This window comes from Kitasatospora nipponensis (assembly GCF_039528135.1).
Classification (GTDB): domain Bacteria; phylum Actinomycetota; class Actinomycetes; order Streptomycetales; family Streptomycetaceae; genus Kitasatospora; species Kitasatospora nipponensis.
This window is the reverse complement of sequence record NZ_BAAALF010000195.1, coordinates 1-14,913: the sequence shown is the minus strand read 5'-3', so window position 1 is coordinate 14,913 and position 14,913 is coordinate 1. Positions and strand designations below refer to the sequence as shown.

Below are 14,913 nucleotides of genomic sequence, written 5' to 3'. Positions count from 1 at the left end.
AACTCGCGACCCTCACCTTGGCAAGGTGATGCTCTACCAACTGAGCCACGTCCGCACGGTGCCTGATCGGCGCCGGTCGCTGCTCCCGACTTGCGGTTGCGGCGACGAGAAATACTCTACCCCATGATCGGCGGTGGTCCTGCACCCTTCCGTCGCGGCCGGTCCGACGGCGACGGAAGGGCGGGGCGTCGCAGGTCAGTTGGCCTCGGCGAACGCTTCGTAGACGTGCTTGGGGATGCGGCCGCGAGCCGGCAGCTCCATCCCGCGGGACTGCGCCCAGGCGCGCACCGCGGCCGGGTCGGGCGCGAGCGCGGTGCGGCGGAAGGACTTCCCGGCGCGGCTCTGGCGGCGGCCGGCCGCGACGAACGGGGCGAGCGCCTCCCGCAGCTTTTCCGCGTTGTCCAGGGACAGGTCGATCTCGTACGACTTCCCGTCGACGCCGAAGTGGACGGTTTCGGCGGCCGCGCCGCCGTCCAGGTCGTCGGAGAGCGTGACCACTACACGCTGAGCCATGGGTGTCAATCCTCTCGGCAATTCGGCAACCGGGCGCGGTGTGCCGCGGGAGCCCTGTGCACCGGTCGCCCACGGGCATGCGGGTGGGCCTGCGCCCACCGACTGCGCAGCTCCTGCCACCACCGGTGGCCCTATTCTGCACCCGCGGCACGGTGAAATCGATGGGCGCTGCTTTCTTTTTCCGGATATTCACCTCCCTTCGCCTCCGCACCGTTACTTCGGGCCGATACTCCGCGGTATCCGTGGTCGATCTGTCCGGTGTTGCCGGTATTCGGACGGGTCCCGAAGGGAGGGGTGTCGCGAAGCTGGGAACTTCTTTATAGGGGGAGGAAACGGGCGGTGCGGAAGGGTGGAACCCATGGCGCGTAAGGGGTACGGGTCTACGCGCGTCGCGATCCCCGGGCCGTCGAACGACCCGTGAGCCCCGGTACTCTGAAGGTCCCCCGCCTTCACGCACCACACCTTTGGGAGTGCCAGTGGCACGCGTCGTAGTCGACGTCATGCTCAAGCCGGAGATCCTCGACCCCCAGGGACAGGCGGTGCAGCGCGCACTGCCCCGTCTCGGATTCACCGGGATCGCCGATGTCCGTCAGGGCAAGCGTTTCGAGTTGGAACTGGAGGGCCCGGTCGACGAGGCCGCTCTCGTCCGGATCCGCGAGGCCGCCGAGACGTTCCTCGCCAACACCGTGATCGAGGACTTCACCGTTCGGGTGGAGGACGGCCAGTGACCACCCGCGTGGGCGTCGTCACCTTCCCCGGTTCGCTCGACGACCGCGACGCGCAGCGCGCGATCCGGCTGGCCGGAGCCGAGCCGGTCGCGCTCTGGCACCGTGACAAGGATCTCCACCAGGTCGACGCGGTGGTCCTGCCCGGTGGATTCAGCTACGGCGACTATCTGCGGGCCGGCGCGATCTCGCGCTTCTCCCCCGTGATGGCCACCGTGATCGAGCAGGCCAGGCTCGGAATGCCGGTCCTCGGTATCTGCAACGGCTTCCAGGTGCTCACCGAGTCGCACCTGCTGCCGGGCGCGATGCTGCGCAACAACCACCTGCACTTCATCTGCCGGGACCAGAAGCTGCGGGTGGAGAATGCCACCACGGCCTGGACCACGGATTACCAGGTGGGCCAGGAGATTTCCGTCCCGTTGAAGAACATGGACGGCCGCTACACGGCGGACGCGCGCACCATCGACGAGCTGGAGTCCGAGGGACGGGTGGTATTCCGCTACCTGGCCTCGGGCGTCGGGCCGGCTAACCCGAACGGCTCGCTGAATGACATTGCCGGGATCACCAACGCCGCCGGCAACGTCGTGGGCCTGATGCCGCACCCGGAGCACGCCGTCGAGCCGCTGGTCGGTACCGGCCGCACCGACGGTCTGGGCTTCTTCACGTCCGTCCTCAAGCAGTTGGTGAGTTCCTGAGATGTCCCTCGACACCGTTAAGAACGCCGAGCAGACTCCGGACACCGCCCAGCCCTGGGCCGAACTCGGCCTCAAGCAGGACGAGTACGCGCGGATCCGGGAGATCCTGGGCCGTCGCCCCACCGGCGCCGAGCTCGCGATGTACTCGGTGATGTGGTCGGAGCACTGCTCCTACAAGAGCTCCAAGGTGCACCTCAAGCAGTTCGGCGAGAAGGCCCCGCAGAACGACGCCATGCTGGTCGGCATCGGTGAGAACGCGGGCGTGGTGGACGTCGGCCAGGGCTACGCGGTCACCTTCAAGGTCGAGTCGCACAACCACCCCTCGTACATCGAGCCCTACCAGGGCGCGGCCACCGGCATCGGCGGCATCGTGCGCGACATCCTCGCGATGGGCGCCCGCCCGGTCGCGGTGATGGACCCGCTGCGCTTCGGTGCGGCCGACCACCCCGACACCCGCCGGGTGCTGCCCGGGATCGTCGCGGGCATCGGCGGCTACGGCAACTGCCTGGGCCTGCCGAACATCGGCGGCGAGGTCGTCTTCGACTCCTGCTACCAGGGCAACCCGCTGGTCAACGCGCTGTGCGTGGGTGTCATGAAGCACGAGGACATCCACCTCGCGCAGGCCAGCGGCGCCGGCAACAAGGTCATCCTCTACGGGGCCCGCACCGGCGGCGACGGCATCGGCGGCGTCTCGGTGCTGGCCTCGGAGACCTTCGACGACAGCAAGCCGACCAAGCGCCCGGCCGTGCAGGTCGGTGACCCGTTCCAGGAGAAGCTCCTCATCGAGTGCACCCTGGAGGTCTTCGCCGAGAAGCTGGTGCTCGGCATCCAGGACCTCGGCGGCGCCGGACTCTCCTGCGCCACCTCGGAGTTGGCCAGCGCCGGCTCCGGCGGCATGCGGGTCGAGCTGGACACCGTTCCGCTGCGCGACGCCACGCTCTCGCCCGAGGAGATCCTCATGAGCGAGTCGCAGGAGCGGATGTGCGCGATCGTCGAGCCCGGCAAGGTCGCCCGGTTCCTGGAGATCTGCGAGAAGTGGGACGTCATCGCCACCGTGATCGGTGAGGTGACCGACGGCGAGCGCCTGGAGATCTTCTGGCACGGCGAGCAGGTCGTGGACGTGCCGCCGCGCACCGTGGCGCACGACGGGCCGGTCTACCACCGCCCGTTCGCCCGCCCGTCCTGGCAGGACGCCCTGCAGGCCGACGCGCCGACCGCCGAGCGGCTGCGGCGCCCGGTCACCGGTGAGGAGCTGAAGGCCGCGATGCTGGCCGTCGCGTCCTCCCCGAACCAGGCCTCCAAGGCGTGGATCACCGACCAGTACGACCGGTTCGTGATCGGCAACACCGTGCTGGCCACCCCCGAGGACTCCGGCATGATCCGGATCGACGAGGAGACCAACCTCGGCGTCTCGGTGGCGACCGACGGCAACGGCCGCTTCGCCAAGCTGGACCCGTACACCGGCGCCCAGTTGGCGCTGGCCGAGGCCTACCGCAACGTGGCGGCCGGCGGCGCCAAGCCGCTCGCGGTCTCCGACTGCCTCAACTTCGGCTCCCCCGAGGACCCGGACGTGATGTGGCAGTTCGCCGAGGCCACCCGCGGCCTGGCCGACGCCTGCCAGATCCTGGGCACCCCGGTGACCGGCGGCAACGTCTCGCTGTACAACCAGACCGGTGAGACGGCGATCCACCCGACCCCCGTGGTCGCGGTGCTCGGCGTCATCGACGACGTCAGCCGGCGCACCCCGATCGGCTTCGCCGAGGAGGGTCAGCACCTCTACCTGCTCGGTGACACCGCCGACGAACTGGGCGGCTCCGCCTGGTCGCAGGTCGCCCACGACCACCTGGGCGGCCTGCCGCCGAAGGTGGACCTGGAGCGCGAGCGGCTGCTGGCCGAGATCCTGATCGCCGCCTCGCGCGACGGGATGATCGACGCGGCGCACGACCTCTCCGACGGCGGCCTCTCCCAGGCGCTGGTGGAGAGCTGCCTGCGCGGCGGCCACGGCGCCCGGGTGATCGTGCCCGCCGAGCTGGACCCGTTCGTCTTCCTGTTCTCCGAGTCCGCGGGCCGCGCGGTCGTGGCGGTGCCGCGCAGCGAGGAGCTGCGGTTCACCGACATGTGCGGTGCGCGGGGCCTGCCGGCCACCCGGATCGGCGTGGTGGACGGCGACGCCCTCGAGGTCCAGGGCCAGTTCACGCTCTCGCTGGCGGAGCTCACGGACGCGCACACCGGTGTGATCGAGGCGCTGCTCGGCTGAGTCCGAGCCGCCACCGTCAGGGCCCGCTCTCCGCTGTTCGGGGGGCGGGCCCTGGTCGTGTCACCGGCTCCGCTCGTCCGCTGCCCGGCGCGCTGTCTCCCGCCCGGCCCGCTCGGCTAGCTTGGGGGTATGACGACTTCTGGGGCCCGTGGTGCCCGGCGGGCCCGCAGTTACGACCCGGGCAAGGTGCGGACGGCGCTGGCGGCGCAGACCGAGGCGGTGCGGGCGGTGGTGCACCGGCTCTGCGCCGATCCCGCGGCGGGGCTGCTGCTGGAGCGCCCGACCCGCTTGGGCGGTTGGCGGGTGCGCGAGCTGGTGGCCCATCTGGCGGTGCAACTGGCCTGGGTGCCGGAGCACTTGGACGACCCGGCGCAGGGCCGCGGCGTGCTGGACCTGACCGGCTGGGCGTCGGGTGTCGGCTCGCTCTCGGAGTTGCTGGACGCCGGTGCCCGGGCGAGCGGCGCGGCGGACTTCGCCGGTGAGCCGGCGGCGGTCGCGGCCGGCTTCGACCGGGCCGCCGACGCCCTGCTCGCGCTCCTGGCCGGCCCCGAAGTCCTCGACGAGAAGCGCCGGTTCGAGATCCGCCTGGGGTCGATGACGCTCGCCGACATGCTGGTCACCCGGCTGGTGGAGGCGGTGGTGCACGCCGACGACCTGGCCGACGCGCTGGAGTTGCCCGCCTTCGCCCACGACCGGTTCGCGCTGGCCTCGGTCTGCCGGCTGCTGGCCGACGTGTTCGCCGATCAACAGCCAGGTGGTGCAGTGGAGTTGAGGATCCCGCCGTTCGCGGTGGTGCAGGCGGTGCCCGGTCCGAGGCACACCCGGGGCACCCCGCCGAACGTGGTGGAGACGGATCCGCTCGGCTGGATCCGCCTGGCCACCGGGCGGCTCGGCTGGGAGGCGGCGGTCGAGCGGGCCGAGCTGACCGCCAGCGGCGAGCGGAGCGACCTGAGCGCCTTCCTGCCCGTACTGCACTGACGCACCGTCAGTGCGTGCCGACGGGTGCGGAGATGGCCGCGGAGCGCGGGCCGCGGTCGCCGTCGCGGTCGCCGTCGACGGCCGGGCGCGGGCTCGCGCAGCAGGAGCACGGCGATGAGGACGACCATGGCGGGCGTGGCGCCTTGGACGCCCAGCGCCACGGCCGGAGGTGGCCTGGAGCGCCCTGCACGGCCTGGTCCTGCTCACCCGCGGCGGCCGCCTGCGCGCCGACTCCGGCGACGAGCGCCTGGACCTGCTGATCACCCGCCTGCTGCCCCCCCACCGAGTCCTGACCAACGACCCCGGCACTGCCCCGAGCGGGGACAGACCGAACGTCGGCTCGGCCGGTCTGGACGGTCCGGGCCGGGCAGCGACACGACGGGCGCCTCCGGAAGGGTCCGGGGCGGCCGTCGGCGGGTGCGGGTCGGGGCGACTACTGCTTCAGGGCGGTGTACGCCTCGGGGCTGCTGTCGCGCAGGAAGTCCCAGCAGCGGGTGGCCTCCTCGTCCTCGTGGATGGCGTCGGCGGCGCGGGCCAGGCCGGCCAGGCAGCGCAGGAAGCCGCGGTTGGCGCGGTGCTCCCACGGGACGGGCCCGTGGCCCTTCCAGCCGGCGCGGCGCAGGGCGTCGAGGCCGCGGTGGTAGCCGGTGCGGGCGTAGGCGTACGACTCGACGACCCGGCCCTCGGTGAAGGCGTCGTCGGCCAGCATCGCCCAGGCGAGCGAGAACCACGGGTAGTCGGCGGCGAGCTGGGTCGGGGAGGCGGACTCCTCGGCCAGCCGCCGGTACGGCTCGGCCTCCTCGGCCAGCAGCGTCGGGGCCGGTCCCGAAAGCAAGTTCTTCCGATCAGTCATGCTTCCCAGTCTGCCAGCCGCCCGCCCGGCCCCGGCAGGGCGGCGGGCGGGCGACCGGTGGAGGTCAGGGCGCGCAGTGGTAGAGCACCGGGGCGGGCTCGGTGGCGGGTGAGGCGGTGGGTGTGGTGGCGGGTGCGGTGGCCGGCCGGGCCGCGTAGGCGTCCGCCGGTACCGGGGTGCAGCTCGCCCGGACCCAGGCGGTGACCGCCTCGGGGCCCTCGGGGGTGCGCGGGGAGGGCGCGGCGACCAGCACGTAGCGCAGCTCGCCGGTGGCGACCAGGGTGCGGACCCGGTCCAGGCTCGGTGCGGGCGCCCGGCCGGTGAAGCCGCCCATCGGCAGGACCTCCTCGCCGGTGGCCAGGATGTAGGGCGAGGAGGACTGCCAGTCGGTGGTGGCGAAGAGGTAGCGGGCGCCGTTGCCGTGCGCGCGGACGTAGTCGAGGAGCGCCTGCTGGTCGCGGGTGAGCCGCGCGTCGCCGACGGTGACCGACGGGTGGCCCGGGCCGCCGGGGTTCGCGCGGCCCAGGGTGTCGGCGGGGGTGCGCCCGGAGCGGGCCGCGCCGGCCCCGGTGACGGCCGCGCCGGGGGCGGCGGCGGACCACGGGCCGAGGGGGCCGGCCGGGCCGACGGTGCCCATCCCGGAGCTGCCGTAGGCCGGGTTCAGCACCGAGGCGGCCCAGGCTCCGGGCGCCAGCAGGACGGCGAGCAGCGTCGCGAGCAGGCCGACCGTCGCCAGCCGCCCGCCGGCCGGGCCGGTGGGATCGCCCACTGCGGTGGGATCGGCGCCCGCCCGGCGGGCCGCGCGGTCGGCGGTGAGCCGGGCGGCGGCGAGCAGGGCCAGCGCCACCGCGCCCAGGAGCAGCGTGGCCGGGGCCAGCCAGGGCAGGAAGCCGGGCGCGCTGCGGGCCAGGTGGCCGCCCCAGAGCACGGTGGCGGCCACCGCCCCGGGCAGCGCCCAGGCCCGTCGGCCGCCGGCGGTGAAGGCCTGCCAGAGCAGCGCGGTGCCGGCCCCGCTCAGGGCGGCCAGCGGTGCGGCGATCACGCCCAGGTAGTAGGTGTGCGCGCCGATGCTGCCGGCGCTGAGCACCAGGAAGAAGACCGCCAGCCAGCCGCCCCAGAGCAGGTAGCCCGCGCGCAGCCGGTCGGTGCGCGGCTCCCGGCGCCGCCAGGCCAGCGCGCACAGGGCGGAGATCGCCGCCAGCGGGTAGAGCCAGCCGGTCTGCGGGGCGAACTGGTGGCCCAGCAGCTTGCCCCAGCCGCCGTCCCCGTGGGCCCCGCCGCCCTGCCAGGACGGCGCCCCGGCGGTTGTCGCGGTCGCGGCGGTCGCGCCGGCAGCCGGGGCGGACGCGGCAGGCGCGGCAGGCGCGCCCGGAGCGACGGGAACGGCGGGTGCGGCGGCCGGCACCCCGGCGCCGCGCAGCGGCACGCTCCCGGTGTCGGCGGCGCTCAGCCCGACCGAGGGGAAGCGGTTGAGGAAGTTGTAGCCCACCACCATGCTGTAGGCCGAGTCGTCGGTGGTCCCGTCGATGTACGGACGGTCGCGCGCCGGCGTCAGGCTCACCGCGACCATCCAGGAGGCCGAGACCGCCACCGTCACCAGTCCGGCCAGCGCCAGCTGCCCGAGCCGGCGCCGCAGCGGGGCCGGCGCCGCGACCAGGTACACCGCGCCGAGGACCGGCAGCACCGCCCAGGCCTCCAGCATCTTGGCCTGGAAGGCCAGGCCGACCCAGAGACCGGCCAGCAGCAGGCTGCGCAGCCGGGCGGTGGGCAGCGCCCGCTGGGTGGCGTCGGCGGCGAGCAGGAGCAGCAGGGTGAAGAGCGGGTCCTCCACGGAGGTGCGGAAGAGCCCGGCCACCACCGGGGTGAGCGCGAAGGCGGCGGCCGCCAGCAGCCCCGCCCGCGCGCCGGCCCAGCGGCGGACCGCCCGGTACAGCACCAGGACCGCCAGCACCCCCTCGATCGCCTGCGGCAGGGTCAGCGCCCACGGGTGGAAGCCGAGGAGCCGGGCGCTGAGCGCCTGCGGCCACAGGAACCCGGGCAGCTTGTCCAGCGTGATGGTGCTGGCCGGGTCGTAGGAGCCGAACAGGAAGGCCCGCCAGCTCTGCGACATGCTCCGCACGGCGTCGGCGTAGAAGAGGTGGTAGCCGCTGCGGTCGATCCCCCAGCAGTAGAGCAGCCCCGCCACGGCGGCGACGGCCAGCGCCGCGGGGCGCGCGTAGCGGGGGTCGCCCGCGGGCGAGCGCCAGCGGGCCCACGGTGGGGCCGGTCGACCTGGGGCGGGTGACTGGTGGTCCGGGGCGGGGCGCGGAGTGGGGGCCGGGTCCTCGGCGACCGGCGTCGTCGTCGTCATGCCCGCAGCCTCACCGGGGGTGCGGGCCGCCGCAGTTCTCCCCACGCCGCTTTGGGGAACTGTGGACCGGCACCACAACAACTCTTTGCCGGACCTCACCCGAATGCCCCAACGGCCGATCGGCCCAGGTCAGCGCGGGCCCGCCCGGTGGGCGCCGAAACCGCCGGGTGCCCCGGTCGCGGAACGGCGTGGGCCCCGGTCGGCGTGGTGCCGACCGGGGCCCACGGGCCGTGCGGGGTGTTACTTCAGGCGGGTGCCGGCCGAGCGCAGCTGCTGGGCGGCCTCGAGCACGCGGGCGGCCATGCCGGCCTCGGCGAGCTTGCCCCAGGTGCGCGGGTCGTAGGTGTTCTTCTTGCCGACCTCGCCGTCGACCTTCAGCACGCCGTCGTAGTTGCGGAACATGTGGTCCACGACCGGGCGGGTGAAGGCGTACTGGGTGTCGGTGTCGAGGTTCATCTTGACGACGCCGTTCTCCAGCGCGGTCGCGATCTCCTCGGCGGACGAGCCGGAGCCGCCGTGGAAGACGAAGTCGAACGGGTCCTGCTTGCCGTACTGGGCGCCGATCGAGTCCTGAAGGTCGCGCAGCAGCTCCGGGCGCAGCACGACGTTGCCCGGCTTGTAGACGCCGTGCACGTTGCCGAACGAGGCGGCCAGCAGGTAGCGGCCCTTCTCGCCCAGGCCGAGCGCCTCGGCGGTGCGCACCGCGTCGTTCACCGTGGTGTAGAGGGAGTCGTTGATCTCGTGCGAGACGCCGTCCTCCTCGCCACCGGTCGGCGTGATCTCGACCTCGAGGATGATCTTGGCGGCGCGGGCCTGGGCCAGCAGCTCCTCGCCGATGGCCAGGTTGTCGTTCAGGGTCTCGGCCGAGCCGTCCCACATGTGCGACTGGAAGAGCGGGTTCAGGCCCTTGGCCACGCGCTCGGCGGAGACCGCCAGCAGCGGGCGGACGTAGCCGTCCAGCTTGTCCTTGGGGCAGTGGTCGGTGTGCAGGGCGACCGTGATGTCGTACTTGGCGGCCACGATGTGGGCGAACTCGGCCAGCGCGACCGCGCCGGTCACCATGTCCTTGTTGTGCTGGCCGCCCAGGAACTCGGCACCGCCGGTCGAGATCTGGATGATGCCGTCGCTCTCCGCCTCGGCGAAGCCGCGCAGAGCCGCGTGCAGCGTCTGCGACGAGGTGACGTTGATGGCCGGGTAGGCGAACTTGCCCGCCTTGGCCCGGTCGAGCATCTCGTTGTAGACCTCGGGAGTTGCGATGGGCATGCGAATCCGCTCCTGTCGGTGTGCGGCGTACGGTCGGCCTGTCTGGCGCTCGTACGTCCGGTACGTCCTCGGTACTCGTCGCGGCGGTGCGGTGGTACCAGGGTGCAACGGCGCCGTGCGGCCGTGGTGCCCACCCCGCTGAGGGTATGGAGGTGGCTGAGTCGCGCCGCGGCCCGGACGCCGGTGTCATCTTCCCAGACTCGTGCGGCGGCGCCACCTCCCTGCTCGCCACTCGGGACAGAAGACCGGGCGATTCAGTACGAAAGGTATGGTCGGAGCCCTTGGGGGGCCGTTTCGGGGCTCCGCGGGGGCCGCTCCGCAGCCGTCGCGCAGCCGCTTCGAGGGCGGTGGGCGGGGCGCCGACGGGCCCGCCGGCGCCCCGCCACGGCCCCGGGTCGAGGGCTTCGGTTCGTGTGGCCGCGCTATCCTGCGCCGGTGACTACCACCCACGTCGACCTTGCGGTCAACCTCCTCAATGCCAAGTCGTTGATCGCCTCGGTCGGCACGATCGGTCTGCTGGCGATCATCTTCGCCGAGACCGGTCTGTTGATCGGTTTCTTCTTCCCCGGCGACTCGCTGCTGATCCTGGGCGGGGTGGCGGCCTCCTCCGCCGCCGCGAAGGCCTTCGGCCCCGGCGTGCAGATGCCGATCGCGGTCCTGCTGATCGGCGCGCCGCTCTGCGCCGTCGCGGGCGCCCAGCTGGGCCACGTGATCGGCGCGAAGGGGGGCCGCCGGCTCTTCGACAAGCCGGAGTCGCGGATCTTCAAGCGCGAGTACGTGGAGAAGGCCGAGACCTACTTCGACAAGTTCGGCGCGGAGAAGGCCGTCGTGATGGCCCGCTTCATCCCGATCGTGCGGACCTTCCTCAACCCGGTGGCCGGGATGCTGGAGATGCCGGCCCGCACCTTCTTCGTCTGGAACGTGGTCGGCGGCGTGGTGTGGACGGAGTCCATGCTCTGCATCGGCTACTTCTTCGGCGACTCGATGGCCCCGGTCATCGACAAGTACCTGATCCCGGCGATGGCGCTGATCATCCTGCTGTCGATCTCGCCGATCCTGCTGGAGATCGTCCGCGACCGCCGCAAGAAGAAGGCCGGCGGCGAGGCCGTCCTGGCGGCCGACGCCGACCCCGAGGCGCTGCAGGCCGGCGGGCGGCACCGCCGCGGCTGACCTGGCCCCGCACGCACGGCCGGCCCTCCTCCGCGTCGCGGGGGAGGGCTGAGCCGTCGGCGGGCCCGGTCAGCGGGTGACGAGCGGGAAGTTCGGGTCGGGGGTGTCCAGGTACGACAGCAGCCGTGCCAGCACCTGCGGGTCGCCGCTCTGCTCGAGGTCGGTGGCCGCGCCGCCGCCCAGCAGGCCCAGCAGCTGCGCCTTGGAGAGGGTCAGCGCCAGGTCGGCCGGGCCCTCGCCCAGCGGCCGGCCGAGCGTGGCGCTGCGGTGGGTGAGCGCGCCGTTGGAGAGGGTCAGCCGCCAGCCGCGCCGTTCGTCGCTCACCAGCAGGTCGACGGTGAGGTGGTCGTCCCAGGCGCGCGGGCCGTTGATCCGGACCGCCACCGCGTCGATCAGCTGGCTCACCGTCAGCGCCATCGACACCTCCGGGTTGGTCGTGGAGAGCTCGACGGTGGCCGGCGTGCCGCGCAGCTCCATCGCCGCGGTCAGGTAGAAGTTGCGCCAGGTGCCGTTCTCGCAGCCGTACCCCAGGGCGTCGTAGACCGTGGCCAGGCGCTGCCGGGCCTCCTGGTGGTCCGGCGCGGCGAGCACGGCGTGGTTCAGCAGCGTGGCGGCGAACCGCAGGTCACCGTCGTCGGCGTACCGGGTGGCGGTGGCCACGGCGGCCGCCACGCCGCCCAGCGCGTCGGTGTAGCGCCGGGCCTGCTCGGTCGGCGGGTGCTCCCACAGGTGCGCCGGGTTGCCGTCGAACCAGCCCATGTAGCGCTGGTAGATCGCCTTGACGTTGTGGCTCAGCGAGCCGTAGTAGCCGCGCAGCGCCCAGCGGGACTCCAGGCCCGGCGGCAGTTCCAGCCGCTCGGCGATCTCCGCACCGGTCAGGCCGGTGTTGAGCAGGCGCAGCGTCTGGTCGTGCAGGTACGCGTACAGGTCGCGCTGCTCGGTCAGGTGGCGCACGATCCGCTCGCGCCCCCAGGTGGGCCAGTGGTGGGACGCGAAGGAGACCTCGCTCTGGGCGCCGAAGAGGGTCAGCGCCTCGTCCAGGTAGCGCGCCCAGACCCGGGCGTCGCGCACCTCCGCGCCGCGCAGGGTCAGCACGTTGTGCATGGTGTGGGTCGCGTTCTCGGCCAGGCAGAGCGCCTTGCGGTCCGGGAAGTGGAAGTTCATCTCGGCGGGCGCCTCGGTGCCCGGGGTGAGCTGGAAGACCATCCGCACGCCGTCCACGGTCTCCACCTGGCCGGTGCGGGTGACGTCCACGGTCGGCGCGATCAGCGTGACCGTGCCGGTGGAGGTGGTCATGCCCAGGCCGCAGCCGATCTGGCCGGTCGGCGTCTTGGGCAGCTGGGCGCCGTACATGTAGACCGCCCGGCGGGTCATCGCGTTGCCCGCGTAGATGTTCTCGCTGGCGCAGTGCGCCAGGAACCCCTGCGGGGCCAGCACCGGGACGGGTTCGTGGCCGTGCGGCAGCACGCCGCGCGCGCCGCCGAAGTGGTCGCCGTGCGAGTGGGTGTAGATCAGGCCGGTGACCGGGCGCTCGCCGCGGTGCCGGCGGTAGAGGCCGAGCGCGGCCGCGGCGGTCTCGGCGGAGATCAGCGGGTCGATCACGATCACCCCGCGGTCGCCCTCGACCAGCGTCATGGTCGAGAGGTCCAGGCCGCGGACCTGGTAGATGCCCTCGGTGACCTGGTAGAGCCCCTGGCGGGCGGTGAGCCGGCCCTGGCGCCACAGGCCGGGGTGGGCGGTGTCCGGGCACTCCTGGGCCAGGAAGGCGTAGGCGTCGTTGTCCCAGATCACCCGCCCGTCGTCCGCATGGACCACGCCCGGATCGAGCCGGGCGATGAAGCCGCGGTCCGCGTCGGCGAAGTCGTCCGTGTCGTCCCCGGCGCCGTCACGGTCGGTGCGGGACAGGGAGGGAGTGGAGGAGGTCATGCTGGCGAGAATGTCACGATATGGGGCGTTTCGCCTGCCTGGAAACCGCTGCTGACAGTGCCTCAGGCGGCCTCGCGCGGCGCCTGGGGGCGGTCGCGACGGCGAACGGCCGGGTCGGGGCGATGTTTCACGTGAAACATCGCCCCGACCCGGCCGTTGCGCCGGATGGCGGGGGGGGCGGACCGGGCGGCCTCAGCCGAGGTCGAGGTCCTGGGCCGTGAAGACGGTGTAGTACGGCAGCCCGGCCTCCTCGATGGCCGGGGCGGCGCCGCGCTCGACGATGACGGCGACGCCGACCACCTCGGCGCCGGCCTCGCGCAGCGCCTCGACGGCGGTGAGCACCGAGCCACCGGTGGTGGAGGTGTCCTCGACGGCCAGCACCCGGCGGCCCTTGACGTCCGGGCCCTCGATCCGGCGCTGCAGGCCGTGCGCCTTGCCGGCCTTGCGGACCACGAAGGCGTCCAGCTCGCGGCCGCGCGCGGCGGCGGCGTGCAGCATCGCGGCGGCGACCGGGTCGGCGCCCAGGGTCAGCCCGCCGACGGCCTCGTAGTCCAGCTCGGCGGTGGCGTCCAGCAGCACCCGGCCGACCAGCGGCGCGGCCTGGGCGTCCAGCGTGATGCGGCGCAGGTCCACGTAGTAGTCGGCCTCACGGCCGGAGGAGAGGGTGACCTTGCCGTGCACCACGGCCTTGGTCTTGATCTGCGCCAGCAGGGCGTCGCGGTCGTTGCTCATGGACGGTCAGTCTAGGGCGTGTTTCAGGGGTGACGTCGGAAGGGCCCGCGGCGTCGGGCGCCCGGCGTCGCTGGTCAGCGTCGCCGCAGGGCGCGGGCCAGCACCACGGCGCCGCCCAGCAGGGCCACCCCGCCGCCGATCACCCAGGGGGTGCTGAGCCGGCCGGAGACCCGGGAGGCCACCGGGGCGGTGCCCTGGTCGCCGTACCAGCGGCTGGCGGCCCGGGCCCGGGCGCTGCGGGCGGGCAGCGCGGGGGCGTACCGACCGCGCGGCGGGGCGTGGTCCACCTCCTCGGCGGAGCGGCCCACGATGCTGCGGCGGACCGGGCCGGCCAGCACGTCGTCCGGCGACAGCGGTACCTCGCCGCCGAAGGCCCCGGCGTCGCCCGTCGAGCGGGGGAAGCCGTACGGGACCTCCAGGTCGTCGCCGGGCCCCTCGGAGTGCCGGGCGGCGGCGTCGCGGTCGGCGCCCTCGCCGAGCTCCTCCGGCTCGGCGGTGAGGCCGAAGCCCTCGGGGTCGGAGAAGGCGATCAGGTCGGAGAGGTCGTCGCCGAACAGGTCGTCGGGGAGCTCGTCGCCGCTCTCCCGGCCCTCGCCCTCACCGGTCCGCGCGGCGGCGTCCCGGTCCTCGTCCTGCTCGTCGTCGTCCTGGGCGGGCGGGGAGGGGACGGCGGTGAGCGCGGGGGTGGCGCTGCTGGTCTGCGCGGGCGTGGAGTCGGGCGAGGTGGCGGCGGCCAGCGCGGCGGAGAAACGATCCAGCAGACGATGGCCTGCGGCCGCCAGCGCCTCGGCGTCGAAGTCGGCGAGCCGGCCGCCGGGGGTGAGGTCGCCGCGGAAGCGCAGCCGGGTGCTCTGCGGCCCGTCCGCCTCGACGCCGAGCCGCAGGGTGGCCTCGACCTCGCCCTCGCCGCGCACCTCCTGGCCCTCGACCAGGGCGGTCAGCACCCCGGTGCCGCCGGTGCGGATGAGCGAGATGACGCCGCGGTAGGTGATGGTGGACCCGCCGATCCGCAGCCGCAGCCGGCCGCTGATCTCCTCGGGGCCGGGCGCGGCGCCACGCCGGGCGGCCCTCCCGGGCGCCTCGGCCGCACCGCCGGCCTCGGTCGCCTCGGTACTGAGTCCGGGGATGCAGCGGGCGAGCAGCGCGGGATCCTCCAGGCCACTCAGGACGAGTTCGGCCGGCAGCTGGATGACAACCTCATGCTCCATGCCTGTGAGCCTACCGATCCGCCCCGGGAGTGGGAGGGCACGGCACCAGGTTGACGCGTGTCCGGTGCCGCGGGCGGTGCGGCACGGGTCAGCGGGGCCGCAGCAGGGTGCTCGGCGGGGGCAGCGTCTCGGGGCGACCGGAGGCGAGCGCGGCCGCGACGGCGGCCAGCCGCGCGGCGGTCAGCGAGCGCGGCGCGGGGGCGTCGGCGGCCAGCGTGAGCGCGGGGCGGCCGTCCCGCGCGG

The 14,913-nt window shown here is 73.7% G+C and carries 12 protein-coding genes; 5 read left to right on the top strand and 7 right to left on the bottom strand.

Annotation, left to right across the window (positions count from 1 at the left end; translation table 11 throughout):
• Positions 1–195: 195 nt before the first annotated feature.
• Positions 196–513: a histone-like nucleoid-structuring protein Lsr2 gene (locus ABD323_RS33905; RefSeq protein ID WP_344445910.1), complete on the bottom strand. Its 318-nt coding sequence runs from the start codon at positions 511–513 to the stop codon at positions 196–198.
• Positions 514–989: 476 nt separating this feature from the next.
• On the opposite strand from ABD323_RS33905, the gene purS reads away from it, so the two are divergent.
• From purS to ABD323_RS33885, 4 genes are all read left to right on the top strand, one after another.
• Positions 990–1,241 carry a phosphoribosylformylglycinamidine synthase subunit PurS gene (gene purS / locus ABD323_RS33900; RefSeq protein ID WP_425556253.1) on the top strand — a complete coding sequence of 84 codons (252 nt, stop codon included), beginning with the start codon at positions 990–992 and terminating at the stop codon, positions 1,239–1,241.
• Positions 1,238–1,933: a phosphoribosylformylglycinamidine synthase subunit PurQ gene (purQ, locus tag ABD323_RS33895; protein ID WP_344445908.1), complete on the top strand. Its 696-nt coding sequence runs from the start codon at positions 1,238–1,240 to the stop codon at positions 1,931–1,933. The genes purS and purQ overlap by 4 nt, the downstream gene beginning before the upstream one ends.
• A 1-nt stretch (position 1,934) precedes the next feature.
• Positions 1,935–4,190: a phosphoribosylformylglycinamidine synthase subunit PurL gene (purL, locus tag ABD323_RS33890; RefSeq protein ID WP_344445907.1), complete on the top strand. Its 2,256-nt coding sequence runs from the start codon at positions 1,935–1,937 to the stop codon at positions 4,188–4,190.
• A 129-nt stretch (positions 4,191–4,319) separates the two neighbouring features.
• Positions 4,320–5,168, top strand: a complete 849-nt coding sequence (locus ABD323_RS33885) for a sterol carrier family protein (RefSeq protein ID WP_344445906.1) — start codon at positions 4,320–4,322, stop codon at positions 5,166–5,168.
• Between the two features lie 433 nt (positions 5,169–5,601).
• Here the strand turns inward: ABD323_RS33885 and ABD323_RS33880 are convergent, their stop codons facing one another.
• The 3 genes from ABD323_RS33880 to fbaA all read right to left on the bottom strand — a co-directional run bounded on the left by ABD323_RS33880 (position 5,602) and on the right by fbaA (position 9,640).
• Positions 5,602–6,021, bottom strand: a complete 420-nt coding sequence (locus tag ABD323_RS33880) for a DUF3151 domain-containing protein (protein ID WP_344445905.1) — start codon at positions 6,019–6,021, stop codon at positions 5,602–5,604.
• Positions 6,022–6,085: 64 nt separating this feature from the next.
• On the bottom strand, positions 6,086–8,371 hold the full coding sequence (locus ABD323_RS33875) for an ArnT family glycosyltransferase (RefSeq protein WP_344445904.1): 2,286 nt from the start codon (positions 8,369–8,371) through the stop codon (positions 6,086–6,088).
• 240 nt (positions 8,372–8,611) lie between these two features.
• Positions 8,612–9,640 (bottom strand): class II fructose-bisphosphate aldolase, encoded by a 1,029-nt coding sequence (gene fbaA, locus ABD323_RS33870; RefSeq protein WP_344445911.1) that lies wholly within the window; start codon positions 9,638–9,640, stop codon positions 8,612–8,614.
• Positions 9,641–10,069: 429 nt separating this feature from the next.
• Here fbaA and ABD323_RS33865 point away from each other — a divergent pair, with 429 nt between their 5' ends.
• A complete protein-coding gene (locus ABD323_RS33865) occupies positions 10,070–10,804 on the top strand; it encodes a DedA family protein (RefSeq protein ID WP_344445903.1) in 735 nt (244 codons plus the stop codon).
• A 69-nt stretch (positions 10,805–10,873) separates the two neighbouring features.
• On the opposite strand, the gene ABD323_RS33860 is transcribed toward ABD323_RS33865, so the two are convergent.
• The 3 genes from ABD323_RS33860 to ABD323_RS33850 form a co-directional block, all read right to left on the bottom strand.
• Positions 10,874–12,730, bottom strand: a complete 1,857-nt coding sequence (locus ABD323_RS33860) for an alkyl/aryl-sulfatase (RefSeq protein ID WP_344445902.1) — start codon at positions 12,728–12,730, stop codon at positions 10,874–10,876.
• Between the two features lie 192 nt (positions 12,731–12,922).
• Complete coding sequence (pyrE, locus tag ABD323_RS33855) at positions 12,923–13,462, bottom strand: orotate phosphoribosyltransferase (RefSeq protein WP_344445901.1); 540 nt, start codon at positions 13,460–13,462, stop codon at positions 12,923–12,925.
• Between the two features lie 74 nt (positions 13,463–13,536).
• Entirely contained in the window at positions 13,537–14,670 is a 1,134-nt protein-coding gene (locus ABD323_RS33850) for an SRPBCC family protein (protein ID WP_344445900.1), read from the bottom strand.
• Positions 14,671–14,913 lie beyond the last annotated feature (243 nt).